Genomic DNA, 25,945 nt, shown 5'->3' on the forward strand with positions numbered 1-25,945 from the left:
AGGTAAGAATAATGGCTATTGAATGGGTAAAAGAAGGCAATTATGAAGATATTATTTATTCTACATACAATGGTATCGCAAAGATTTCGATTAACCGTCCTGAAGTACATAATGCATTCCGTCCTAAAACGGTAATGGAGTTAATCGATGCATTTGCACAAGCACGTGATGATGCAAATGTTGGCGTTATCATTTTAACAGGTGAAGGTGGACGTGCATTCTGTTCTGGTGGCGACCAAAAAGTTCGCGGTCATGGTGGATATGTAGGTGAAGACCAAATCCCACGCTTAAACGTATTAGACTTACAACGTTTAATTCGCGCAATCCCTAAACCAGTTATCGCAATGGTAGCAGGTTATGCAATTGGCGGTGGACACGTACTTCATATCGTATGTGATTTAACAATCGCAGCAGACAACGCTGTATTCGGACAAACTGGTCCTAAAGTAGGTAGCTTTGATGGCGGATACGGAGCTGGTTATTTAGCTCGCATGGTAGGTCATAAGAAAGCTCGTGAAATTTGGTACCTATGCCGTCAATACAGTGCACAAGAAGCACTTGATATGGGCTTAGTAAACACAGTTGTACCATTAGAAGAGCTAGAAGCAGAAACAGTCCAATGGGCAGAAGAAATCTTAGCAAACAGCCCAATGGCACTTCGTTTCTTAAAAGCTGCATTCAATGCAGATACAGACGGTTTAGCTGGTATCCAGCAACTAGCGGGAGACGCAACGTTATTGTACTACACAACTGACGAAGCAAAAGAAGGCCGCGACGCGTTCAAAGAAAAACGCCGTCCAGACTTCGGACAATTCCCTCGTTTTCCGTGATTAAAAGCGGAAGCGGCTCGTTCAGAATGTGAGGGGGATGGAGCTTCTGACGAAGAGGCACAGTTTGCCTCGTAGGAAGCAGCGAAGCCACCGACTATTCTAGCTGCTGTAGCTGGATGAAATTAAAGGCGGAAGCAGCTCGTTCAGAATAGGAGAGGGATGGAGCTTCAGACGAAGAGGCGTAGTTTGCCTCGCAGGAAGAAGCAAAGCCACCGACTATTCTAGCTGCTGTAGCTGGATAAGATTAAAAGCGGAAACAAAAACAAGAGACTTGATTGTACATCAAGTCTCTTTCTTTAATGGAAGGAGAATATGTAATGGAGACAATGCCCAATTGGTTAATGCAACGTTCTTTTTTAACACCAGAGCGCACTGCGATTGAGACAAAAGAGGAGAAGATTACATTTTTAGAACTGCATGAAAAAGTAGGATCTATTTGTGAACACCTTTCATACTTACAGATAGAAAAAGGTCAAAAAGTGGCTGTTCTGATGAAAAATGGTACCCAGATGATTACAGTAATTCACGCCTTATCTTATATTGGGGCAGTAGCTGTACTTCTAAATACACGTCTTTCAAGAGAAGAGCTACTTTGGCAAATGGATGATGCTGAAGTTGTTTGCTTAGTAACGGACCAAGAATTTGAAACAGAACAGGTACTAGTATATGCATTTGAAGAGGTAGTGAACGGACCGAAGAAAACTGCAGTCGTTCAAGAGGAGTTTTCCTTAGAAGAATCGATGACAATTATTTATACGTCAGGAACAACAGGAAAACCGAAAGGGGTTATCTTAACATACGGTAATCACTGGGCGAGTGCTGTTGGATCATCACTTAACTTAGGGCTTCGCGATGATGATTGTTGGTTAGCGTGCATGCCAATGTTTCATGTAGGCGGATTATCTCTGTTAATGAAAAATATTATGTACGGTATGCGGATTTTACTCGTTCCGAAATATGATCCTGATTTCATTCATGAGGCAATAAAAACTCGGGGAATAACAATCATATCTGTCGTTTCTAAGATGTTAATGGACTTATTAGAAAGACTTGGGAAGGAAACATATCCGAGCTCTTTACGTTGCATGTTATTAGGCGGAGGACCAGCACCAAAGCCACTTTTAGAAACATGTGTAACAAAAGGAATCCCTGTGTACCAAACATATGGTATGACAGAAACATCCTCGCAAATTTGCACACTTTCAGCTGATTACATGTTAACGAAAGTTGGTTCAGCAGGAAAACCGCTTTTCTCATGCCAGCTTCGAATTGAGAAGGATGGAGAAGTAGTGCCACCGAATGTTGAAGGAGAGATTGTTGTAAAAGGACCGAATGTGACACATGGCTATTTTAAACGTGAAGACGCAACGCGTGAAACAATAATAGACGGTTGGCTTCATACTGGAGATCTTGGGTATTTAGATGAAGAAGGATTTTTATATGTATTAGATCGTCGTAGTGATCTCATTATTTCAGGCGGAGAAAATATTTATCCAGCGCAAATTGAAGAAGTACTACTTGCAAATCCTAAAGTGGTGGAAGCTGGAGTTGTTGGGAAAGCAGACGAACAGTGGGGACAAGTGCCTGCTGCGTTTATTGTTAAGGCTGCCGATATAACAGAAGAAGAACTGATTAAATTTTGTGAAGAAAAATTAGCGCGATATAAAGTACCGAGAGAAGTGCATTTCTTACTTGAATTACCACGTAATGCTTCGAAAAAATTGTTAAGACGGGAACTAAGGCACCTGCTGGAGGAGATGTAAATGAGAATTAAAAAGGCGACGCTTTATGTAACAGAAATGCCTCTTGTGATTCCTTTTGCAGCAAGTTACGGAACGTATGAAACGCGGGAAAGTATTGTCATTGAACTTGAGGATACGGACGGATATATCGGGTTTGGGGAAGTTGTTGCGTTCTCAGAACCATGGTATACAGAAGAAACTGTAACAACGGCACTTCATATGCTTCAAGATTTTTTAATACCAGATGTATTGAAAGCTGAAATTACACATCCAAATGAAATTCCGAGTCTCTTTCAGCATATAAAGCGTAACCGTATGGCAAAAGCGGGAATAGAAGGCGCTGTATGGGATTTGTATGCGAAACACGAAAACAGGTCATTAGCGATTTTACTTGGAGGAACACAGTCAGAAATTGAAGTCGGTGTTGTGATTGGGTTAGATACGATTTCTAATATGTTAAAACGAATTGAAATGTATGCAGAAGAAGGATATCAACGTTTTAAGGTGAAAATCAAACCGGAATTTGATTATGAGCTAATAAAGGAAATACGAAGAGTCTTTCCAAAGGTTCCATTAATGGTCGATGCAAATTCAGCGTATACGTTAGGGGATATTGAGCGATTAAAACGATTGGATGAATTTCAGTTAATGATGATTGAACAGCCTTTAGCGGATAACGATTTTCTCGATCACGCTAAGCTCCAAAAACAAATAGAGACACCTATTTGTTTGGACGAGAGTATTCATAGCTTAGAAGATGCAAGAGTAGCGATTACACTTGGAAGCTGCCGCATTATAAATATTAAACCGGGACGAGTTGGCGGTTTAACAGAATCAATCCAAATTCATGATTATTGCAAGGAACATGGTATTCCTGTTTGGTGCGGCGGTATGGTTGAAATGGGGATTTCACGTGCGCAAAATATTGCGTTAGCATCACTCCCAAACTTTACGATTCCGGGTGATATTTCAGCTTCAAGTAGACACTGGGAGCGAGATATTATTTCACCAGAAGTAACATTGCAAGGCGGGAAAGTAATTGTTCCAAAAGAGCTTGGGTTTGGATATGGCGTAAACCGGGAAAGATTAGAAGAGATTACGAGAAAACGGATTGTATGTGAGAGGTGAATGTATGAGGCAGCAGGAAGATATATTGCGGGTTATACAAGCATATTTGTTAAAGGTGTCATTTGTAAAAGTTGCATATATTTTTGGGCCTCACGTAAGGAAAGAAGTAACAGATCAATGTAGTCATCACATTGCGATTGAAACGAAGAATGCTTCGCACAAACAATTTCAATGGTTATGTTTTGAGTTGACAGAAGAGCTGGAGGGAAGAGTGAAATTTGATGTGGTACATTTAAATACACTCTCTAATCAACAACTACAAAAGCGTATATTGCAAGAAGGAAAGTTGTTTGTACAGCGTATATAAAGTGAAACTTTAATCAGTGGGGAGCTTCATCCCTCACTGATTATTAGCCCTCACCAATCGGGCTTTTACGGGCAGTTCATCACCTGCTTAACTTCTTTGCTTTCACTGAATGAGGTGGGAGTGTTACTGCCCACAAATAGCGGGATAAAGAGCCTACGATGATTCAATTATCGTAGGTTCTTTTGTGATTCGCAGGCATTGCATTCTTTATTGATGGTTTATCAGTAAATCCAAGGTCTCGTTGTATCTTTTCGTAAAACAAGCCTGTTTTTGGGAAAAACAAGCTCCCGATTTCCCATGTAAACATAATATAAATTGAATCCGCTCATTTAGAACATGATAGGATCCCCTTGTTGTTACGAATGATACTAAAGGAGGAATAGAGTAATGAGTGATAAGTGCGATGACAGATGCGATGACAGACATGAACATCACCATAGACACATAAGACACGGCTGTGGAGGCGGTTTTGCGCTTCTAATCGTATTGTTTATTTTATTGATTATCATCGGTGCTAGCTGCTTCGGTGGTGGCTACGGTGGCGGTTGTGGATATGGCGGCGGCTATGGTGGCTTTGGTGGTGGTTACGGATACTGCTAACAAAAACTATTGAGAATAGCCTTGTGCGCATGCACAAGGCTATTTTATTCACAATTTAAGGCGTTGTGATAATTTATTCATGTAAAGGGAACGGATTAAAAAGAAGAAAATAATCTCGATCATCCCAAATAGGACTAATACGAATAATAATTCTTTTAATAATGAAAATGAGTATATAAATTGTAAAAATTTAATAGCGAATATCGTATGGATAACAGCAACAATATAAGGTACGAAGAATAGGATTGCCAGTTGAATTGTTGCCGAACGAGCCATTTCGTTTTCTGTTAATCCAATTTTCGTAATGGTAATATACTTCTGTTCTTCTCTTGTTAGGTCGTTATACATTCGAAAGTATAAAACGCTAGCTGCACCCATAAAGAAGATGACGCCGAGAAATGCACCGATAAAGAAACCAGAAACATTATTTTGTTTACTATATTGCAACTCATCACTAGCTGTAACTATTTGGAATGGAGCGACCTTTTCGATGCCATTTTTTTGTTCTTCTGGTTTAATAATATTGTCTCTATCCTCGTTCGTTACTTTTAAAATATTTGTTGTTGGTAAAAGGGCCTGTTCCCAGTTTTTTACTATATAATTATAAATTGTCATCGTTTCGATATGAGGAATCATAGTTTCCACTACATAATCTTGCATAACAATAATATAGGGAAGAGCAAACCTTGGCTCAATTGCTTGTTCAGAAAAGCCCTTTATACGAAATGTTTTTTTATTAGATTCGATCGTAATATTTTCTCGCTTTCCAAAAGGATGCATGATTAAACTTCCTGTAGCTTTTGAATACTCGGAAACAATATAGGTTTCGGATTCATTCAGCTGAATCGTGGATCTGTTTAATAGTGTAGAAAGCTGGTTATAATCACTTTCTTTCATAATGACAATATCAATATCCAAAACCTGATCCTTTAACACGGTGAATTTGTGTTTTTTATACTGAAATTCGTGATTTGTTAACTCTCTTTCGATTGTATCCGTATGCTTTTTTTCAAAAGAATTTTTATCATCAGATATATACGTGAAAGGAAACGGATAATCTGCTAGAATTACTGCTTTTGTGTAATTATTCATTGCAAAAAGTGATGTGATAATCGTGAATGTAAGCGCAGATAGCATAGTAACGATAAAAAGCATATTAATATTACCACGTGTACGTGTTGCTAAATCCGAGATCCAAAGCATATTAATTTTTTTCATATAAAAACGGCGTCTCTTTTTTAACAACCAAATGAAAAGAAAAAGTGTTTGTGAAAACAGTAAATAGGTTCCAATTGTTACAAGTGGAATGATAGATAATGGTGGAACAATGGCAAATCCGCTTCGAACCGTTTTCTCTGATACATAACTTTCTGGAACACCAGCGATATAATAGCACCCTATTAAACAAGCCACTCCAAAAAGAGAAATAAGAATAGAAGGGCGTCTCTCTTTTTTTTGTGGACCGTCATCTTTTATTAAACGCATTGTTTTGCGCGTGCGAATTAATATAGGTGTGAAAGTAGAAACAATCAAAAATAAAATGATAAATGTTATGGTCGTTATGATAATCGCTTTTGTTGGCCAATATAAATAAAGCCCTTTTACACCCGTTAATTTAGAAGTAACTAGTAGAAAAAAGTTAGAAAACACAAGGCCAACTTGAATGCCGGAAAAAATTGCTAATATTCCAATCATCATATTTTCCATAAATACAAGCCGCTTTAATTGTTTCTTTGAAATGCCAAGAATGGTCAAAATACCGAATTGCTTTTTACGTACTTTTAAAAATGCTCCTATAGAATAAAGGAGAAAAAAGAACGAAAACATGATGATGACAAATTGGGCCATCCCAATTAAATTCATCAGTGGTCCTCGCTCTTGTAAGTCTTGTAAACGTGGGTGATACGAATACACAGTAAATGAAAAGAAAACCATAATTGAAAATACACTGCTTACAAAATAGGCAAAGTATGCTTTTGAATTACGAGAGACATTTTTAAATGCAAACTGCCAAAATGTCATCCGCGTCGTCCGCCTAGTAACGCTAATACATCTAATATTTCTTGATAGAACTTCTCTCTATAAAGCCCTCGGTGTAATTCGTTGTAAAGTTCACCGTCTTTAATAAAAATTACACGGTTGCAGTAACTAGCAGCGAATGGATCATGTGTCACCATTAAAATCGTTGCTTGTTCTTCTTTATTTAACTTTGTAAAAAGTTCCATTACGTCGATTGCTGCTTTTGAATCTAAATTTCCTGTAGGCTCATCAGCAAGCAAGAGTGATGGATTATGAATAACAGCGCGAGCTACTGCAGTGCGCTGAGCTTGTCCACCAGAAACTTCAAAAATCCGCTTGTCTAAAATGTGGTCAATCCCAAGTTTCTTTGAAACAATATCTAATCTCTTATCCATTTCTTTTAGCGGAACATTGTCTAACGTTAATGGTAATACGATATTTTCACCAATTGTTAACGTATCTAATAAGTTAAAGTTTTGAAAAACAAACCCTAGTTCTTGGCGGCGGAAAACAGCTAGTTTTTCCCTGCGGAATGTGTGCGGCTGTTTCCCATTAATAAAAACTTCGCCTGCAGTAGGAGAATCGATTGTTGAAATTACATTTAAGAAAGTAGATTTACCGCTTCCTGAAGGCCCCATAATTGCGACAAATTCTCCTTTATCTACATGTAAGTTAATATTTTTTAAAGCGGTATAAGGGACTTTGCCCTCATACACTTTAGAGACATTTTTAATGTGTAAGACTTCTTCCATAAAGAATCACCTTTCTATTTTTTAAAGACTAATATGCCGAGATAGTTTTTGCATATATAAGGAACGAATTAACAAGAAAAAGATAATTTCAACCGTTCCAAATATCGTAAGAACAACTGTAATTTCAGCAAATAATGATAGATTTATGACTTCTTGTAGCATTTTTGTAGCAAACATTGTATGAATGGAAGCCATGATGTACGGAACGAAGAATAAGATCGCTAGCTGAATGGTAGCGGAACGCTTCATTTCAGATTCTGTTAACCCGATTTTTGTAATCGTAATATATTTTTCTTGTTCACTTGTTAAGTCCGTATACATACGGAAGTAAAGGACACTCCCGGCACCAATGAAGAAAATGACGCCAAGGAAAGTACCAATAAAGAAGAATGAAGCGGCGCCTAGTTTAATTTGGTATAGCGTATCACTCGCTTCCCACATGATATATAAAGGTTCTTTAGATGCGATACTTTTTCGATCTTTTTCCAATTTATTAATATATTCTTCAGCGATTATATATGTCTTTTCCCAGTCTTGTACTTGAAAGTTATACAGTGTCATATGTCTCATGTTATTCGATAAAGCATGTACTGTATCATCAGATAAAATTAGTAATTGTGGTGTCAGACCAGCTGGTGTTACGCTAAAATTCTCATAATCTTTTACATGTAATGTAAGTGAATTTTGCGAAAGTGTAACGTTTTTTTGTTTGAAATCTTCTTGCAGTGGACTCAATATGTTTTGATATCCATATCCAGGTAGGATATATGTTTCATTCTCTTTTACAAAAAGGTGCTTGAGGTGTAAAGCAGTCGCGAGTTTATTATAGTCACTTTCTTTTAATACATATGCTTCTCTTTCATAAGGAGTGGTTTTGTCCTTTTGTAATGAAACTGCATATAAGTCTGTTTTGAACTTTTTATAGGTAAATTGTTCTTCGCTAAGTCGTTTTTCCAACCAGTCCATATGCTGTGAAGCAAGTGGATTGGCATCGTATGAAATATAGGTGAACGGGAATGGATTATTTTTGGCAACATCCAACTTTATGAATTTCCCAAACCCATATATGAATGTAATCATTGTAAATGCGAGAGTAGATAGCATAGCTACAATAAAAAGCATATTAATATTTGTTCGAATACGGCTTGCCAAATCTGAAATCCACAGCATATTAATTCGCTTCATGTAAAATTTTCGTCTTGTTTTCAAAATCCGAATGAGCAGGAAGCAAATTTGTGAAAAGAAAAAGTATGTTCCAATTGCCACAAGTGACGGAATGACGAAAATGCTAGAAAACATGTAAATCGATCCTATCTTTGGATCTAAAGATAGAAAGAACATTGGATTTCCGGCTAGTATATATCCCGACAGCAAACATAGAGCACCAAATAAAGAAATAAGGATAGAAGGTTTTTGCTCTTTTTGCTTTACTTTTCCTTCTTTTAAAAGGCGTACTGCTTTTCTTGTTCGGATGAGCATAGGAGTAAAAGCAGAAACAACGATAAAGAGTCCAAGGAAGATTGTTGCAGTTAAAAGGATGGCCCCTGAAGGCCAATATAAATACAATCCTGGGACGTGTGTGATTTTTCCTGTTACTAACAAGAAAAATTGTGAGAATACGAGTCCAAGTTGAATGCCAACAAAGATGGACAATATCCCAATCAACATATTTTCCATAAAAACAAGACGTTTTAATTGCCTTCTCGATATTCCTAAAACGGTTAAAACTCCAAATTGTTTTTTACGAACTTTTAAGAAAGTACCGATGGAATAAAGCAGAAAGAAAAAGGAAAAGCACACAATGACCACTTCTGAAAATATCATTAACCCTGTAATTCCATCAACTGTACTAAAATTTTGTAGCCGAGGATGAAATAAATACACCGCAAATGAGAAGAAAATCGCAATGGAAAACGCACTGCTTAAAAAATAGGCAAAATAAGCACGGGAATTTCGCGTTACGTTTTTAAATGCAAACTGCCAAAAAGTCATGCTGTATACCTCCAAATCGAAGATATAGATGTAGTCATGTTGCAAAAAATGTATGAGAGTGAGTTCTCATACATTTCGCTGAAATTGTGTATGTTCATTCTTCAATCACCTTCCCCGAGCCGTCTGCTTGATGATTTAAAGCATTATGGAAGATGATCTTAATGCTAGTCCCTTTACCTACTTCAGAGTCTAACTTCACGGAATGACCTAAATAAGAGCAAATTTTACTGACAATATAAAGCCCCATACCAGTTGATTCTCCGAAAGTACGTCCATTTTTCCCTGTATAAAATGGTTCAAATACTCTTCGGATATCTTCCTGCGGGATACCAACCCCTTCATCACGAATTTCTAAAATAATATCTTTCCCATTTCGATAGCCAGATAAGAAGACTTTCTTGCCTCGCTCGCCAGAATAGCGAACCGCATTCGTCATTAACTGATAAATAATGAATTTCAGCCACTTTGCATCAGAAGCAACCATAAGATCAGAATGAACTTCTAGAACAGGGAATACACCGTTACGAATAAAGAGTTCTTTTAAGCCGTTAATATTTTTTGTTACGGCATCCTTTAGTGAAATCGTTTCTACATGGAAGTCTTCGTGGAAGTTATTGAGTCTCGCCATATATAACGCCATATCAAGTCCTTGATTTAATCTTTCTAGTTCTTTCTTAAACTTGGGAATGAGATGTTCATCTTCCATTTCTAGTACCATCAGCTGCATAATAGAAACTGGCGTTTTCATTTGATGTACCCAGTGATTAATAAACAATTGGTGTTCTTGTTGTTTGACTTCATATGATTGCAGTTCTTTTTGGAATAGACGATATTGAGTCCGAACAAGCTCATTTACGCCGTGTGGCATAGGTGCGGTCGCTCTTTCAATAAACGCATCTTCCATTTTTTCCGGTGGCTCACTTAATCTGTGATACATTCTGCGGTTGCGAACATAACGATAAGCAAGGAAGCAAATAAATAAATATAAACTTAATACGATGAAATAAAATTTATTGTTTTGAAATCCATCAACTGCATCATAGAGAATAAAAATGATACCGAAATTTAATGCATATAATAGAAAAAATACAAAATGATCACGCAAAAATAACTTCATGCTTATTCACTCCAAGTTGCGTTAAAACGATACCCTAATCCGCGTACTGTTTCAATTGCGTTTTCAATACCAAGCTCATTAAATTTCTTACGAAGACGTGTAATGTTTACGTTTAACGTGTTTTCTTCAACGAAGCTTTCATCATCCCAAAGCGCAGCTAATAGATCTTCGCGGTTTGCTGTACGAGGGTGTTTCGATAATAACATTTCAGCTAAGATAGCTTCTTTCTTTGTAAGAAGAACTTGCTCACTTCCAAAATGGATTTCTGGTCGTTCAGGGAATAATTTTAAACCTTCCACTTCAACAATACGCTCCGAAATATTTGGTGCATAGTCACCATAAATGCGACGTAATTGTCCTTTAATTTTCGCCATAACAACATCGTAGTGGAATGGTTTTGTAATATAATCATCTGCACCGCTTTCAATTGCCATAATTTGTTCCATCTCACCAGCGCGTGCAGAAATAAAAATAATCGGACAAGTAGATTCGTGACGAATTTGACGGCACCAGTAGAAACCATCGAATTTTGGTAAGTTTACATCAAGCAATACAAGATGTGGTTTCACTCTATTAAAAGAATCCATAATATCATCAAAGTTATCAGCAACAACAGCTTCATAACCGTATTTTTGAATGTGAGACTGAAGTAAAGATGAGATATTTGGATCGTCTTCAACGATTAAAATTTTATACATAGTTATTCCTCCTAAAAAACAATTGTAGCTATAGTGTACCATGTGTTTCTTGTCTTTTCATTATGTTGAAACGAGCGCTAGTAAACAGTATAGGGCAAAAGTGGAAAAAGCAAAAAGAAATGTGGATATAATTGACAATTTATAGTTTTTATTTTAACATTTAGATAAATATCTAAATGTCTAATTATTGAAAGGAAGAAAGGCATTGAACCAAGCATTTAAAGCATTAGCAGATCCAACAAGACGAAAAATATTAGATTTATTAAAAGAAGGCGATTTAACAGCTGGAGAAATCGCCGAGCACTTCAATATGACAAAGCCGAGTATTTCGCATCATTTAAATGCACTTAAAAACGCGGAACTCATTCAAGATGAAAAAAGAGGGCAATTTGTTGTGTATTCCTTAAACACAACCGTTTTTCAAGATTTATTAACTTGGGTGTTTACGTTTACGAATAAAGGGGGAGAGGGGAAATGAAAAAGCATCTTTTTGCAATTATATTAATTCTTACAACTTGCTTAATATGGGCAATTTCTTGGCCATACTTGCCAGATACAATCGCAACCCATTGGAGCGGCGGGACTGCTGATGGATTTTCATCGAAATTAACTGGAATGATGTCTATGGTTGGTATCATGATTGGTTGTTATGTATTTCTAAATGTTTTACAAAAAATTGATCCAAAGAAAGAAAACTATGAAAAGTTTTCTAAAGCTTTGATGATGATAAATAATAGCCTGCTAGTTGTCTTATTTATCGGAAACATAGATATCATTACAAATGGCTTAGGTTATAAATTATTTATTAATCGGGTCCCCGAATTACTTGTTGGAATTTTATTTTTAATTATTGGTAATTATTTACCGCAGTGTAAACCGAATTTCTTTGTGGGTATGCGTAACCCATGGACGCTAAGCAATGAAGAAGTATGGCGCAAAACACATCGCTTTAGCGGAAAAGTATTTGTAGCTTTAGGACTTATGATGATGGTAAGTATTGTTGTGCCAGCTGAATGGAGATCTTATATGATGCTTACAATGATATTAATTGCTGTGGTGTTGACGAATGGATATTCTTATATTTTATATAAAAAGGAACAATTATAAATAGTAGATACGATTCTGTAAGGACGTTTGCAAGTAATGATATGTGGTAAGGATGAAGTCTTATTGCGTATCATTTTAGTTGTTTAGGTCTGAATATTCAGTCTTGGTATACGCGAGTTTAAATCGTTTGGGGGAGAGGGCATGTTAGAAATCATAAATTTTAGCAAAACCTACAAAGGTGGCAAAAAAGCAGTAGATGATTTGAGTTTAACTGTTCAAGCGGGAGATATTTTTGGATTTATCGGACATAACGGCGCTGGGAAAAGTACGACGATTAAGTCGCTAGTAGGTGTTATAGACTTTGAGGAGGGCGAAATTTTTGTTGATGGACATTCAGTAAAAAAGGACCCGATTACGTGTAAGAAGGTCATGGCATACATTCCTGATAATCCAGATTTATATGAACAACTAACAGGGATTCAATATTTGAACTTTGTGGCGGATGTTTTTGGGGTGTCTGTAAAGGACAGAGAAGAACGGATACAAACATATGGAGATGCTTTTGAGATTACACCATATTTGGGGGATTTAATATCCTCCTACTCACACGGTATGAAACAAAAAGTAGCGATTATATCAGCAGTTGTGCATCATCCCAAATTATTAGTTTTAGATGAGCCTTTTGTTGGTCTCGATCCAAAGGCGGCTCTTGTACTTAAGGGGATGATGAAGGAACTTTGTGAATCAGGCAGTGCGATTTTCTTTTCTACTCATGTATTAGATGTAGCAGAGAAGTTATGCAATAAGATAGCGATGATTCATAAAGGGAAACTAGCAATCTCGGGGGAAGTAAAGTCTTTAATCAAGGGGAATTCATTAGAAGAGCTCTTTATGAAGGTGCTTGCTGATGAAGAATAATACGCTAGCGCTTTTGAAAATCCGTCTGATAACGCAGCTTGGTCTAAATACTTTCAAGTATGAAAAAGATAAGAAAAAGAAGCAGAGTAAAATTTTAATTTCAGTATCAATCGCCTTGGTTGCTGCCCTTTTGATGCTATATTGTGGAGGCGCGGCATATGGATTAATCAAACTGGGGATAGGGGAAGTCATTCCAGTTTATGCATTCGTTATTAGCAGTATATTAGTTTTGTTTTTCACTATGTTTAAGGCGAATGGTGAAATTTTTGCCTTTAAGGATTATGATTTTGTCATGTCTTTACCGATTCGTGTAGATACGATTATCGCTAGTAGATTTTTGTATTTGTACGTATTAAATACTGTCTTTTCAATGATCATCATGCTGCCGATGGGGATTATTTATTGTATATATGAGAATCCATCAATATCTTTCTATGTAATGTGGATCATAACTCTGTTTACAGTATCTTTAATTCCAACAACAATTGCGGCTGTTTTTGGTGCATGCATTACGGCGATAGCATCTAAGTTTAGACATGCGAATCGAGTCACTACTGTTTTAAGTTTTATGGCAATTATTATATTTGGCTACTTTATGTTCAAGCAGGGAAATGCGAAATATAGTTTTACTGACTTAGAAGGGATTGGAGCAATCGTTTCAGAGCAATTGACTAAAGTGTATCCGCTAGCTAACATTTTTCAAAAAGCAATTGTCGATGCGAATATAGGAGCTTTTATTCTTTTTGTCAGCATATCAGTTATTTGGTATTATCTTTTTGTAAAAATACTCTCTTTCAAATATAAGCAAATCAATACAGGAGTTTCTACGTACCATACGCGTTCCGATTACAAGATTGATCATATGAAGAAAGAAAAAGTGTTGATTGCATTATATAAAAAAGAACGGAAGCGTTTCTTTTCTTCTACAGTATATGTAATTAATATCGGTATGGGAGTTGTCATGGCAGTCATATTCTCACTTGCAGTCGTTATAGTAGGGCCAAGTCAATTTATTGGATATCCTGGAATCGAAACGCTTTTACAAAAGGTTGCTCCATTTGTTATTTCAGCAATGATTGCAATGACGTGTACAACGTGTGTGTCATTGTCGCTCGAGGGGAAAAACGTATGGATTATCAAGTCATTGCCTCTTACACCGAAAATGATCTATGACAGTAAGATTCTCATGAATCTTTCACTCAGCATACCTACATCAATTATTAGCGCTATCCTTATGATTATAGGTTTAAAGCCAGGTATTTGGACTTCAATTTTAATCGTAATTACCCCAATCACATATTCTTTTTTTTCAGCAGTATGGGGTGTTTTTATTAATAACCGATTTGCTTATTATGATTGGGTATCAGAAACCCAAGTAGTGAAACAGAGTATGGGAGCTGTTCTTGGTATGCTTGGAGGCATGATTCTGGCAGTCATTCCTGCCTTTCTTATAGGTACTGCTGTGATATCAAACTATAGAATGTTTACTTTTGTAGTTGTTGTAATGATTTCGATTATGACTGCAGTGTTGTATAGCAATGAGTCTAAAAGAAGGATAAAGTGAAGCATTAGTCTAAAAAAGCTGTCTCCAAAAGGGTGTTAAAAATGACCTTTTGGGACAGCTTCTTTACTTTAATAATCAACTAGGAATATATTACCTTTTCACAACTGGTATCCATATTTCACTTTTAAAAGTAGATGAAGTCACATCTTTATTTTCATTCCATAGGATTTCCGGTCCTTCCATTTGTTCATAATTCGAAGATGGAAACCACTCGGAATAAATACGTCCCCATATATTTTGCAATGCATTAGGAAATGGCCCAATTGCTTCAAATATAGCCCATGTTGAGGCAGGAACTTCAAGTTGCTTGAACTGCTCTGGACAAGTTTTCGTTGTTGCGACGCCAATATAGTGATCAAGTTCTCCTTTTTCCTCCATTCTCCCTTCAGAAAAATTGGTAGAAGCACTGATGAGTCCTGTAGGATCCACATTCGAAAGGGTCTTTAATGTGTGAATCGATTGACTGTCTAAGCTTTTCCACATAGAAGCAATTTCTTGATTTACACCACTAAAAATAATCGGTACTCGTTTCTTTATACCAACGATGCGAAACGTCTCTTTTTTTTCGATTCGATAGTTCATTTCATTTCCTCCTTTAATGGATAACTGGAAGGTCATTCGTGAGTAAGCCTTAAGGGTATGGCTGCTATTTCTAGCCTCTGACGGTGTTATCCCATGCAGATTTTGAAATGCACGTGAAAAGGAATCTGGCGAGTTGTATCCATATTTTATAGCGATATCAATGACTTTTACATTGCTAGCATTTAGCTCAAATGCTGCAAGAGTAAGGCGTCTACAACGAATATATTCTGAAAGCGACGTGCCTGAAAGGAAGGAAAACATTCTTTTAAAATGGTATTCCGAGCAGAAAGCTAGCCTAGCCACTTCTTTAAAGTCAATGTCATTCGTAAGATTGTCTTCAATATACTGTATTGCTGCATTCATATTTTTAAGCGAATCCATCATATGACCTCCTTTGTTAATAGAATAGCAGGAATGAAATAACCTCATCCGACATTTCGTGCACAATTATATAGGGTACCTTACAGAAATGTAATGTTTCTGTAAGGAGAATGAATGGATGGCTATTTATCCCAATGCTATAGTAGCAAAGTAGTTATTTCATGAAGTTAAATGTCCATGTCTTCTGCTAAGTAGCCTTACATAACTGTCATGTTTGTGTAAGAAACATCGATAGTGGCAAGAGTAGGAGTTAGATATAGTGAAAATAGAGAATAGAAGAAGTGAGGGATATAGAGATGAAAACAGTGTTAGAAGCGAAAAATATTAAAAAAGTATATGATACAGGTGGAAATAAATTTGAAGCGTTAAAAGGTATTAACTTACAAGTGCAAGAAGGTGAATTCGTTGGAATTATGGGACCTTCTGGATCTGGTAAAACGACTCTTTTAAATGTTCTTTCTACAATTGATAATGCAACGAGCGGTGAGATTTTAATTGATGGGAAAGACATTGTGAAAATGAATGATGATAAATTAGCATTGTTCCGCCGTGATCATTTAGGATTCATTTTCCAAGATTATAACTTATTAGATACGCTAACGGTGAAAGAGAACATTGCATTGCCACTTGCGTTATCAAAAGTGAAAGCGAATGAAATTGATCGCCGCGTTCTTGAGATTGCGAAGAAGTTCGGCATCGATCATATTTTAAGTCAATTTCCATACCAAGTATCTGGTGGACAGAAGCAGCGCTGCGCAGCATCACGTGCAATCGTTACAAATCCAAGTATGATTTTTGGGGATGAGCCAACAGGAGCACTTGATTCCAAATCAGCAACAGACTTATTAGAAAGTATGAAGTCATTAAATGAATATGATAATTCAACAATTTTAATGGTAACGCATGATGCGTTTGCGGCAAGTTATTGTAAACGTGTTATCTTCATTAAAGACGGTGAGTTATATAAAGAATTGCACCGCGGGGAATTAACTCGTAAACAATTCTTCCAACAAGTAGTAGACGTAATGTCCGCAATTTCCGGAGGTGCCATGGATGACGTTATCTAGCATTGCCCTCCGCAATATACAGCGGAACTTTAAGGATTATTTTTTATATTTTGCATCTATGATCTTTAGCATCGTCATTTATTTTACATTTAAAGCGCTGCAATATAATTCACAAATGGAAAAAGCAGCGGAAGGATCTAAGAAAATTAGCGGAGCATTCCAAGTTTCCAGTGTGATGCTGATTATTTTCGTAGCGGTATTTATTATATACTCTAACGGGTTCTTTACACGGAAACGTAAAAAAGAAGTTGGATTATATTCACTGCTTGGTATTCGAAAAAGACAAATCGGTAAAATGTTATTTTATGAAAATATGTTGATGGGCTTAATGTCATTAGTAATCGGGATTGCGATTGGTAGTGTACTGTCGAAGTTGTTCCTTGAATTGTTAGTAAGTATGATGGGACTGAATTTAAATGTTCATTTTGAAGTACCAATGTCTGCAATTATTGATACGGCAATTATCTTTTTTATGATTATCCTTTATACATCACTTCAAGGATATCGTTTAATCTATCGCTTTAAATTAATTGAACTTTTCCGTGCAGAACGTGAAGGAGAAACGATGCCAAAAGGATCAATGATTATGGCATTGATTTCAGTGTTCTTAATCGGTTCTGGCTATTTCTTATCACTGATGTATATTAAAGCAATTAAATATATAGACTTTATGACAGTTGCGCTTTATATTTTACTTGCAACAGTACTTGGTACGTACTTACTATTCATGTTCTTTACAGTATTTGTATTAAAACGAGCAAGACATAAGAAATCATCTTTCTATAACGGTATGAACATGGTAACGACGTCACAGTTACTGTACCGCATTAAAGGAAATGCAAAATCTCTAGCAACTATTGCAATATTAAGTGCGGTAACATTAACGGCAGTTGGTACGTCTGTTACGATGTATTACAACACGTTTAAACAAACGAAAGATTATGCGCCGCACAGTTATTCTTACGAGAAAAAGGATGCGGCACTTGATAATAAAGTAAATGCGATTTTGGGTGAAGAGAAACAGAAGCATCCTGTAACGAACCAATTCGAAATAGAAATGGTTCCTGTTAAAGGAAAGTTTGAAGGCGAAAAAGCAGATATGGGTATGAATACAAATTATTTAGTTACCGAGAAATATCAGCTTGTATCGCAATCAGCATTTAATAACATAGCAAAGAATATGGATATAGAGGCTGTAAGTTTGGCGGCTAACGAGGCATTCGTATTTGATGGTATGTATATTGAAGGGCATGAGTTCAGCACTGTATATAAAGGGAATAAAGCGGTATTCCCGATTGGTAATGAAGCGAAAACATTAACGATTAAAGGTGCTGAAGGACGTAATATAACGAACTTAGGAGAACTATTCGTTGTTGTACCAGATGAAGTATATAAGAGTGCGAAGGCAGTAGCTGACACACGTATCGTTAAAAATATCGATGTAAAAGATGAGAGGAATAGTAAAGTGCTAACAGAGAAATTAAAGAAAGTGATGCCAGCTGGAGAATCAGAAGTTGCGCGACCTTTCAATGATTTCTACACGGGTTTCCATGGTATGCTGGAAGCAACAGGATTAATGATGTTTATCGGTCTATTCTTAGGACTTGTCTTCTTACTAGCAACAGGCTCTATCATTTACTTCAAACAGCTAACAGAAGCAAGTGCAGACCACGATCGTTACGTTGTACTACGTAAAGTCGGGGTTACAAAACAAGAAATGAAAAAGGCAATTGCGAAACAAGTAAGCTTTATCTTTGCAATTCCATTAGTAGTAGGGATTTGCCACAGCTTATTTGCATTAAAAGGATTATCAACGTTAATGCCATATGAAATTTTGATTCCATTATTAATGAGTATTGGTGTGTATAGCGTCATTTATATTGGATATTACTTCTTAACAGTTCGTTCTTATTACAAGATCGTGAGCTCGAAGTAATGAAAGGAGCAGCTATCGCTAGAAGCGATAGCTGCTTTTTTACATCTTCATAAAATCTTAAGAAATTCCCATGCTATTTTTTAAAAAATGATAGTTATACTGGGAGCTACATTAGACGATATTGAATGAACGGGAGAGGTTAGAGATGCAACTTATTACATTCTTAACCGAATTTGTGAAACATCCAAAGAATACTGGAGCAATTGCACCTAGTTCTAACATATTAGCCAAAAAGATGGTAGGCGCGATTAATTTCGAAGAAGCAAAGTATATTCTAGAATTGGAACCTGGAACAGGATCATTCACGAGAGAGATTATAAAGAGAAAAAAAGAACATACAATATTTATCTTGATTGAAATTAATGAAGTTTTTTTCAAAAAGTTACAGAAGCAGTTTAAGGACGATCCAAACGTTTTGGTTATACATGGATCAGCTGAGAACATAAAGAAATATATAAAGGAGTTACAAATAGAGAAGGTTGATTATGTATTATCAGGGTTACCTTTTACATCCTTACCAACGGAAGTATCATCTCGTATTTTATCCAGTGTAATGGAGTCATTAAGTGAGGATGGCGAGTTTATTACGTTTCAATATTCGCTTGCAAGGAAAGCATTTATCCAAACCTTTTTTCAGGAAATTTCACTAAAAAAGGTTTGGTTGAATCTTCCTCCAGCACATGTTCTTAGTTGTAGAAAAAGGCAGCTATTTTAAGTAATAGCTGCCTTTTTCAATCATTTATTTCAAATTTATAATTAGGAAGTAAACTTGCACTGTAGATAAGGAGAAAGAGGATCTTCTCTTTATTTGATTTCTTAATTGGGGAATGTAGGGGAAATGGAACCTAATCTTTACAATTTTTGTAGTAGTCGTGTTCCGCTCCCCATATCTCCTTTACATAAGGGACATTTTGGTTCTTCTTCTAAAGAAAAGTTTTTACGCATCCATCCTAAACAGTCTTCTGCTTGGCATTCCCATACAGCGATTTCTTCTGGATCTTCGACAGGTTTATTATTTCTTTTCCAGTACATACAATCACTCCTCTAAAGTGAAAAATTTTTCTAAAAAATAAAAAGGTTGTTAACGTTTTTTGTTAACAACCTTTTATACTTTTAATTATAATGTTTATTTTATAAAAATGCGAACTTTACTATTTACCAAAGTATAACAAAGAATCTATTATACTAGTGCTGGATTATAAATCATCGTAAGATGACCTGGCAATAATTCGATATGACACGGTGTATAAAGGGAACTTTCTCCATCTGTATCCACTTCGTTTGCAAACTCCCTGCAATACTTTGTTGCATCGTCTTGTTTTTTGTATGGAGAATACGTAAATCAGAAAAAGCTGCAGCTAGCGGTGGAACGATTTTGGATAGATTAGTATGTAAATCGCCGTGTCCTGCTTTTGGGTTTACGATGAGAAGAACTTTTTCGAAAGCTTTTTTTGCTATTCTAATCGCTCCCTTTGCTTTTTACTAGTAGAACTTTATATAAATAAACTTCCATCAGAAAGCGATGGAAGTTATATACGATTTTATTTCTCTGTTACTACTGAAGCGATAAATGGTAAGTTACGATATTTTTCTGCACAGTCAATGCCATAGCCGACGATAAATTCATCTGGAATTTGGAAGCCTACATACTCGGCTGTCAAATCAACTTTACGACGCTCTGGTTTATCAAGTAATGTACAGAACTTTAATGCTTTTGGTTTATGCATAAAGAAGTGGTCTTTTAAGAAGTGAAGTGTTAAGCCAGAATCGATAATGTCTTCTACAACAATTACATTTTTGCCTGTAATGTTGACATCGATATCTTTTAACAATTTAACTTTTCCTGTTGTTTCCGTTTGGTTGCCGTAACTAGATGCAGAGATAAAGTCGATTGTTACTTCATTTTTAATGTGACGAATTAAATCAGCAGCAAAGACGAAAGAACCTTTTAGTACTGCGATCACAACGATTTCTTCTCCTTCAAAATCGCGTTCAATTTGCAGTGCTAGTTCTTTTACCTTTGTTTGTAATGCTTCTTCAGAGATTAAAGTATCTTTTATTTCAATTTTCATTAGGATCCTCCTGCGTTGTAAAACTTGTGAACATTTTGACTGTAAAGGATTGAAGGGGAAAAGTCAAAAAAGAGAAATACATATTGGCTAAAGGTTTATATTAGGAAAGCCAGAATAAAATAAAATGAAAGTTCGATTTGAAGTTTTCATGATCCGTTCATGCTAGAGAAATTGAGAGGAGAATGGAATGTTTAAAAAAATAATCTCAATAATTCTTCAACTATTTATTATGATTATGCTATTTGTAGTGATTGTAAGTCTTCCGATGTTATTTATAAATGGGAAGAAAGTTGGAATACATGTAGAGCATTTTTTTACACAATGTATACATGTTATCTCTGCACTTATACATCCAGAAGAGTTAAAGCTGAAAATGGCTACACAAGTAGCGACTGTTTCAAACAATGTACAAATATTTAAGATAGAAGAAAGGGAATTTCCCTTATTTCCACTTATATTTAAGCCATATACATATTCACTCGTGCTTATACTTGGAGCGCTTATAGTTTCTATATGTTCGTCTTTTTTATGTAGTATCATTGCGGCGGTTTCACCGAGGCGTGTACAGAGAGTGATAGAAGAAGCTGTATTTTTTCTTAAAACAATTCCAGATGTCTTCCTAATTTTTTTTCTTCAACTTTTCATGGTAAGTATATATAGGTATACCGGATTTTTACCATTACATCCATTTTCTACGATGCAAAATACATCTATTGTATTACCACTTCTCATTTTAGCTATTATACCTACCATCTCTTTATTCCAATTTCAAATGCTACTTATAAATGAGGAGCAGAAGCAAGATTATGTTATGTTTGCGAGAGCGAAAGGGTTTGGTAACATGTATATTTTGTGCAGGCATATTTTTCGCAATATGGTTGTTTCAGTTGTGAATCATATTGAATCAATATTACTAGCCTTGATAACGAGTTTATTCGTTTTTGAGTATATGTTTAACATAAGAGGTTTATTTTCGATTTTGATTAGCGGTCAAGATCCGGTGATTATCGTTTATTTGCTGCTGTTATTTATAGTGCCTATGTATGGAGTAATAGTAGGATTGAATTGGTTAAGGAGGAAGTTGTATGCATAGCCAGCGTTATAAGTACTTCTTATTCCCGATTATTTTATTATTAATAATAAGTATTACACTCCCATATTTTCAAGAGGAGTCTAAGGTAGTGGAATATCGATACAATGAAAAAGGAGAAATTGTTGAAGCGGCTCCTTTTTCAATTTCCCGTGCACATTGGTTTGGAACGGATCGAGAAGGAGAAGATTTATTTTATAAAGTAATAGATGGGGCTAAGTACACAATTTTAATTTCATTTTTTGTGGCAGTTGCTAGAGTAATCATTTCTTTATTGATGAGCCTGTTCATTCATAATGATAAGTGGGGACTTTCTTTCTTACAACGTGTTACTGTTAGTTTGCAATTTTTTCCGCAAACGTTATTTTGTATCTTATTTCTTACACCATTTATCATTTATGAGCTACGAACGAAACCTATTGTCACAAATATAGAAGTACTATGTATACAATTTCTTGTATTCGTTTTTGTAGCAGTGCCAGGAATGACACGATTTTTTCATAAAGAAGTTCAGCAACTTTGGAACAAGGAATATGTAAAGAGTTCTTTCTTATTAGGAGGAAGCAGATGGCATGTGTTTCGAACTCATATTATGAAAGTATTGCAACCACAAATTATATTTCAAATTGGAGAGCAAATGGTGCAAGTATTATTAATTATGTTACATCTTGCCCTGTTTAAATTATTTTTAGGGGGAACGAAAATTGTTTCCGGGCAAGCTCATGATCAATTTAGTATATATTTTCCATACCTAAATGACTGGGCAAATTTAATTAGTTATTACTATGGAGAATTAATGCTAGAGCCAAGAATTATTATAATCCCAGTTATGTTTTATATGATTCTTTTATATTGTATGACGAAAGTAGTGAACGGATATAAACATAATAGAATAGAGTAAGCAGAAGATTTATCTAGAGTATTATTTTTCGTCCAACGTGGTTAGAGAGTAGAGGTGAGGAAATAAAAAAGAATTGGATTTATCTTAGAGGAATTCCTTTATTTGTATAATAGCATTCTTTTTACAAAAATCCCCACAAAATAATCTGATGATATGATATACTGACCATATTGAGAAAACGCTTCCATGAAGGGTGATAACCATGAAAAAGAAACAGTACACAAGTGTTACATTTATAAAAGCATCACTTTTAACAATTGTTCTTGGTATGTTGGCTTACTTAATTGATGTTCCTGCTATTCGCATTTCACTCATTGGGATGACTTTAGTTCTTGGAGCAATTTCTCATGGAATGATGTTGCAACTGTATGAAGCTGGATTAGATGATATGAAAAAATATATAGATGAAAAATGATTAAAAACCCTCCATTCGTTTAGATGAAGGGTTTTTTCATTTCTTACAAAAATGTAAGGTGATTTGTAAGAAAAATCGATAGTTGAGTAGTCATCTTTTGGATAAACTTATAGATGTAAGGTAAAAGGCAAGCACATTTTAGGTAAAATAAGCTTTAGGCACTATATGTGAAAAGGAGTAGGAGGGAATGGAGAAACGTTGGACGACCCTTGCTTTGTTATCAACTAGTAATAAGATGGTACTAGATGAAGAGATGTGCCTTTTGCACTTGTTTGATCGGGAAAACGATCATTCTTCTTCACAGTTTACAATGAAGTGGTGTAAATGGAGCGAAAGTTGTAAGTTTGAAGAAGAGACCCCTAATGAAGAGCAAAGGATCATTTTCACAAACCCGATAGAGGCATGGGCCTTCCAACGTCGTAAGTGTAACGTCAAAAATCACTTAAAGAAAACTGAGCCGAGACAATTAGTTATCACTCCAGCCCCTTTTACTCTAAATTCACGCGAAAGTAACAATTAGACACTGAGACACAGAAAAAGCATTGTAGATTCCCTCTACAATGCTTTTTTATCCCGCATGAATTTCCATTCATGCGGGATAAAAAGGAATTTAGTGAAAGAGAAATATCTATACTAATTGTAAGAATGTAACGGTAAAATGTTACCATAAAAATATAAAAGTAACAAAAGTGATAAAAATATTACAATTATATTACAAAAGTGTTGTTTATACCTATAATTAGTAATATAATTTACTTGTAGGGTATAGAAACTAAAAAATAATTTATTATTTGGGAGACTGGGAAAAATGAAAAAAATTATTTTGCTAGTTTTAATGTCTGTAATGTTTTTAGTACCTGCCGTTTCTCATGCAGAAACAAGTGGAAATGTGAATCAGGCTGTCCCGAAAGAAGAACAAGCTATACAAAAAATGAGATGGGTAAAAGCTGGAGATTCATGGTATTACTTTGATAAAGATGGAAAAGCTCATGAAGGATGGGTAAGTTATAACGGAAATTGGTATTACTTTATAGATGGAATCATGGTGCAAAAAGATTATGTTAGGGTAAATGGAAGAGATTATTATTTAGGTAATGATGGTGTTATGCAGACTGGTTGGATACATGATGGTGGAAATCGCTGGTTATATGCAAACCAAGATGGATCATTCAAAACAGGTTGGGTAAAAGAAGGGAATAAGTGGTATTATATTCATCGTGGATTAATGGCAACTGGATGGATAAGAAATGATACAGGTTGGTATTATATGAATCCGAATGGTACGATGAAAACAGGTTGGTTGCAAGAATCTGGGAACTGGTATTATTTAAAATCTGACGGTGCAATGGCAACAGGCAAACACTTAATTAATGGTACTTGGTATTCATTTAAAGATAACGGTGTTATGCTCTAGATATTTAAAAAAAGAGGCTGTCGAAAGTAGTTGAATTAGCTACTTTCGGCAGCCTCTTTTTATTCCGTAAATAGAGAGGTGTGCATAGGGAATTTTGCTTTCTTGAAGGTAATTGAATCTTTAAGAAAAATCCATTTCATCTGCATCTCATATTTACATAACAGATATATTCTATAAATACATCCGATGCGATGTGAAAAAAGTATACTAAGGAGAGATATAAAATGAAAAAGAAACTTTTACCAATCTGTGCGATGGCACTTTTATCCGTAGGATATTCTTCGGTAGCAAGTGCGTCTACTGGGACAATGACAAAGGAAGAAGTAGCACAAGTACAGCAAGATACAACGAAAAAAGAAGCAGCAATGCAGGAACAACAAAAACAAGATAAGATGAAAAAAGAAGCGGCAGTGCAAGAGCAACAAAAACAAGATCAAATGAAAAAAGAAGCGGTAGTGCAAGAGCAACAAAAACAAGATCAAATGAAAAAAGAAGCAGCAGTGCAAGCTACAAAAGGTGAAAAACTACCAAATACAGCATCAAATAGCATAACAATGATGACGTTAAGCGCGTGCCTTGTAGCATTAGGATCATTGTTTGGATTTACGCGCCGTAAAATTAAAGCGTAAAACAAAATATAAATTAGTCTATAAAGAATGGGATAATTTCATATATTAAAAATGGTAGGATATCCCTACCATTTTTTGCATGGAGGGATTAAAGTGAGAGTTATAAATCGTATTGGACTTGCTTTCATGATAGTCGGTATTCTTATGGGGACGTATTATTTTTTTGAATGGTATAAAGGAAAAAGTTCTGCACAAGATTTAACGACAGAAGAGATAAAGCATTTTGAAAAAATAGAATTAAAAGGGCATTCCACTGAAACATCTGTGAATTCTCAAGTACCTTCTTCTCAAATGCAATATAAAGAAGGAGAGAAAGTAGCGATGTTAAATATCCCAAAAATAAAGAAGAAGTTCTCTATATATTGGGGGGCAAGTGATACCACATTGAAAAAAGGGGTAGGTATGTTTGTTAGTGATATGACAACAGCTCCATCTGAAGGAGGACACACTGTACTGAGTGGACATCGCGATACTGTATTTACAGAGCTAGGAGAGCTTAAAGAAAAAGATAACCTCATTGTGGAATACGATAATAAGATTTATACTTATGAAATTCAAAAAATGTGGATTACACATGCGGATGATCGCACAGTCATAGTAAAGAAAGAAGAACCAACATTAACGCTGACGACGTGCTATCCATTTGATTATATAGGTGATGCACCAGATCGATATATTATTGAAGCGAAATTGATTGCTACTGATTCAAAATGAGAGTATAGTACTCTGTCTTTAGCTATTTAG

27 protein-coding genes and 1 pseudogene are annotated in these 25,945 nt (G+C 35.7%); 19 read left to right on the forward strand and 9 right to left on the reverse strand.

All coding sequences use genetic code 11. From position 1 onward, the window contains the following. Positions 1-11 precede the first annotated feature (11 nt). The 5 genes from menB (at position 12) to JDS96_RS08660 (ending at position 4,607) form a co-directional block, all read left to right on the forward strand. Positions 12-830 carry a 1,4-dihydroxy-2-naphthoyl-CoA synthase gene (menB, locus tag JDS96_RS08640; protein WP_003201443.1) on the forward strand — a complete coding sequence of 273 codons (819 nt, stop codon included), beginning with the start codon at positions 12-14 and terminating at the stop codon, positions 828-830. Positions 831-1,147: 317 nt separating this feature from the next. Next, on the forward strand, positions 1,148-2,593 hold the full coding sequence (locus JDS96_RS08645; RefSeq protein ID WP_033796494.1) for an o-succinylbenzoate--CoA ligase: 1,446 nt from the start codon (positions 1,148-1,150) through the stop codon (positions 2,591-2,593). Then, on the forward strand, positions 2,594-3,700 hold the full coding sequence (menC, locus tag JDS96_RS08650; RefSeq protein WP_003201447.1) for an o-succinylbenzoate synthase: 1,107 nt from the start codon (positions 2,594-2,596) through the stop codon (positions 3,698-3,700). A 4-nt stretch (positions 3,701-3,704) separates the two neighbouring features. Then, the gene (locus JDS96_RS08655) at positions 3,705-4,007 is read left to right on the forward strand and encodes a hypothetical protein (RefSeq protein ID WP_018764639.1); all 303 of its coding nucleotides are present in this window, start codon (positions 3,705-3,707) and stop codon (positions 4,005-4,007) included. Between the two features lie 387 nt (positions 4,008-4,394). Further along, entirely contained in the window at positions 4,395-4,607 is a 213-nt protein-coding gene (locus JDS96_RS08660) for a YjcZ family sporulation protein (RefSeq protein ID WP_018764638.1), read from the forward strand. Positions 4,608-4,655: 48 nt separating this feature from the next. On the opposite strand, the gene JDS96_RS08665 is transcribed toward JDS96_RS08660, so the two are convergent. From JDS96_RS08665 to JDS96_RS08685, 5 genes are all read right to left on the reverse strand, one after another. Further along, positions 4,656-6,629 (reverse strand): FtsX-like permease family protein, encoded by a 1,974-nt coding sequence (locus JDS96_RS08665; RefSeq protein ID WP_033796495.1) that lies wholly within the window; start codon positions 6,627-6,629, stop codon positions 4,656-4,658. Continuing rightward, positions 6,626-7,378: an ABC transporter ATP-binding protein gene (locus tag JDS96_RS08670; RefSeq protein ID WP_003208840.1), complete on the reverse strand. Its 753-nt coding sequence runs from the start codon at positions 7,376-7,378 to the stop codon at positions 6,626-6,628. The genes JDS96_RS08665 and JDS96_RS08670 overlap by 4 nt, the downstream gene beginning before the upstream one ends. Positions 7,379-7,399: 21 nt before the next feature. Then, positions 7,400-9,370, reverse strand: a complete 1,971-nt coding sequence (locus tag JDS96_RS08675) for an FtsX-like permease family protein (RefSeq protein ID WP_003208842.1) — start codon at positions 9,368-9,370, stop codon at positions 7,400-7,402. Between the two features lie 94 nt (positions 9,371-9,464). Continuing rightward, positions 9,465-10,487 (reverse strand): sensor histidine kinase, encoded by a 1,023-nt coding sequence (locus JDS96_RS08680; RefSeq protein ID WP_003201433.1) that lies wholly within the window; start codon positions 10,485-10,487, stop codon positions 9,465-9,467. 2 nt (positions 10,488-10,489) lie between these two features. Further along, positions 10,490-11,185 carry a response regulator transcription factor gene (locus tag JDS96_RS08685; protein WP_003201435.1) on the reverse strand — a complete coding sequence of 232 codons (696 nt, stop codon included), beginning with the start codon at positions 11,183-11,185 and terminating at the stop codon, positions 10,490-10,492. Between the two features lie 205 nt (positions 11,186-11,390). On the opposite strand from JDS96_RS08685, the gene JDS96_RS08690 reads away from it, so the two are divergent. From JDS96_RS08690 to JDS96_RS08705, 4 genes are all read left to right on the forward strand, one after another. Beyond that, positions 11,391-11,663, forward strand: a complete 273-nt coding sequence (locus JDS96_RS08690; protein WP_018764634.1) for an autorepressor SdpR family transcription factor — start codon at positions 11,391-11,393, stop codon at positions 11,661-11,663. Further along, on the forward strand, positions 11,660-12,292 hold the full coding sequence (locus JDS96_RS08695) for an SdpI family protein (RefSeq protein WP_018764633.1): 633 nt from the start codon (positions 11,660-11,662) through the stop codon (positions 12,290-12,292). The genes JDS96_RS08690 and JDS96_RS08695 overlap by 4 nt, the downstream gene beginning before the upstream one ends. Positions 12,293-12,433: 141 nt before the next feature. Beyond that, a complete protein-coding gene (locus JDS96_RS08700) occupies positions 12,434-13,150 on the forward strand; it encodes an ABC transporter ATP-binding protein (RefSeq protein WP_003204770.1) in 717 nt (238 codons plus the stop codon). Continuing rightward, on the forward strand, positions 13,140-14,714 hold the full coding sequence (locus tag JDS96_RS08705) for a putative ABC transporter permease subunit (protein WP_033796497.1): 1,575 nt from the start codon (positions 13,140-13,142) through the stop codon (positions 14,712-14,714). The genes JDS96_RS08700 and JDS96_RS08705 overlap by 11 nt, the downstream gene beginning before the upstream one ends. Before the next feature lie 90 nt (positions 14,715-14,804). Here the strand turns inward: JDS96_RS08705 and JDS96_RS08710 are convergent, their stop codons facing one another. Next, a complete protein-coding gene (locus tag JDS96_RS08710) occupies positions 14,805-15,677 on the reverse strand; it encodes an AraC family transcriptional regulator (RefSeq protein WP_098114069.1) in 873 nt (290 codons plus the stop codon). Between the two features lie 296 nt (positions 15,678-15,973). Between JDS96_RS08710 and JDS96_RS08715 the strand changes: the two genes are divergently transcribed. From JDS96_RS08715 to JDS96_RS08725, 3 genes are all read left to right on the forward strand, one after another. Further along, complete coding sequence (locus JDS96_RS08715; protein WP_003201420.1) at positions 15,974-16,744, forward strand: ABC transporter ATP-binding protein; 771 nt, start codon at positions 15,974-15,976, stop codon at positions 16,742-16,744. After that, positions 16,731-18,680: an ABC transporter permease gene (locus JDS96_RS08720; RefSeq protein ID WP_199666612.1), complete on the forward strand. Its 1,950-nt coding sequence runs from the start codon at positions 16,731-16,733 to the stop codon at positions 18,678-18,680. The genes JDS96_RS08715 and JDS96_RS08720 overlap by 14 nt, the downstream gene beginning before the upstream one ends. A 145-nt stretch (positions 18,681-18,825) precedes the next feature. Continuing rightward, positions 18,826-19,395, forward strand: a complete 570-nt coding sequence (locus tag JDS96_RS08725; RefSeq protein ID WP_199666613.1) for a class I SAM-dependent methyltransferase — start codon at positions 18,826-18,828, stop codon at positions 19,393-19,395. Positions 19,396-19,532: 137 nt separating this feature from the next. Here the strand turns inward: JDS96_RS08725 and JDS96_RS08730 are convergent, their stop codons facing one another. From JDS96_RS08730 to hpt, 3 genes and pseudogenes are all read right to left on the reverse strand, one after another. Further along, positions 19,533-19,712, reverse strand: a complete 180-nt coding sequence (locus JDS96_RS08730) for a cold-inducible protein YdjO-related protein (protein WP_003208850.1) — start codon at positions 19,710-19,712, stop codon at positions 19,533-19,535. A gap of 184 nt (positions 19,713-19,896) precedes the next feature. Next, positions 19,897-20,138: pseudogene (locus JDS96_RS08735) on the reverse strand (diacylglycerol kinase family protein); the annotation flags it as partial. Between the two features lie 83 nt (positions 20,139-20,221). Beyond that, positions 20,222-20,752 (reverse strand): hypoxanthine phosphoribosyltransferase, encoded by a 531-nt coding sequence (gene hpt, locus JDS96_RS08740; RefSeq protein WP_003201413.1) that lies wholly within the window; start codon positions 20,750-20,752, stop codon positions 20,222-20,224. Positions 20,753-20,939: 187 nt separating this feature from the next. On the opposite strand from hpt, the gene JDS96_RS08745 reads away from it, so the two are divergent. The 7 genes from JDS96_RS08745 to JDS96_RS08775 all read left to right on the forward strand — a co-directional run bounded on the left by JDS96_RS08745 (position 20,940) and on the right by JDS96_RS08775 (position 25,915). Beyond that, complete coding sequence (locus JDS96_RS08745) at positions 20,940-21,845, forward strand: ABC transporter permease subunit (RefSeq protein WP_199666614.1); 906 nt, start codon at positions 20,940-20,942, stop codon at positions 21,843-21,845. Further along, complete coding sequence (locus JDS96_RS08750; RefSeq protein WP_018764626.1) at positions 21,838-22,743, forward strand: ABC transporter permease subunit; 906 nt, start codon at positions 21,838-21,840, stop codon at positions 22,741-22,743. The genes JDS96_RS08745 and JDS96_RS08750 overlap by 8 nt, the downstream gene beginning before the upstream one ends. Before the next feature lie 202 nt (positions 22,744-22,945). Continuing rightward, positions 22,946-23,158, forward strand: coding sequence for a hypothetical protein (locus tag JDS96_RS08755; protein ID WP_003201418.1), 213 nt, complete (start codon positions 22,946-22,948; stop codon positions 23,156-23,158). A gap of 187 nt (positions 23,159-23,345) precedes the next feature. Next, entirely contained in the window at positions 23,346-23,678 is a 333-nt protein-coding gene (locus tag JDS96_RS08760) for a hypothetical protein (protein ID WP_199666615.1), read from the forward strand. A gap of 288 nt (positions 23,679-23,966) precedes the next feature. Then, complete coding sequence (locus JDS96_RS08765) at positions 23,967-24,572, forward strand: PspC-like choline-binding domain-containing protein (protein ID WP_033797774.1); 606 nt, start codon at positions 23,967-23,969, stop codon at positions 24,570-24,572. A 224-nt stretch (positions 24,573-24,796) separates the two neighbouring features. Continuing rightward, positions 24,797-25,201: an LPXTG cell wall anchor domain-containing protein gene (locus JDS96_RS08770; protein WP_098187895.1), complete on the forward strand. Its 405-nt coding sequence runs from the start codon at positions 24,797-24,799 to the stop codon at positions 25,199-25,201. Positions 25,202-25,294: 93 nt separating this feature from the next. Further along, a complete protein-coding gene (locus tag JDS96_RS08775) occupies positions 25,295-25,915 on the forward strand; it encodes a class D sortase (RefSeq protein ID WP_098114066.1) in 621 nt (206 codons plus the stop codon). Positions 25,916-25,945 lie beyond the last annotated feature (30 nt).

Source organism: Bacillus cereus group sp. N21 (genome assembly GCF_016483395.1).
GTDB lineage: Bacteria > Bacillota > Bacilli > Bacillales > Bacillaceae_G > Bacillus_A > Bacillus_A pseudomycoides.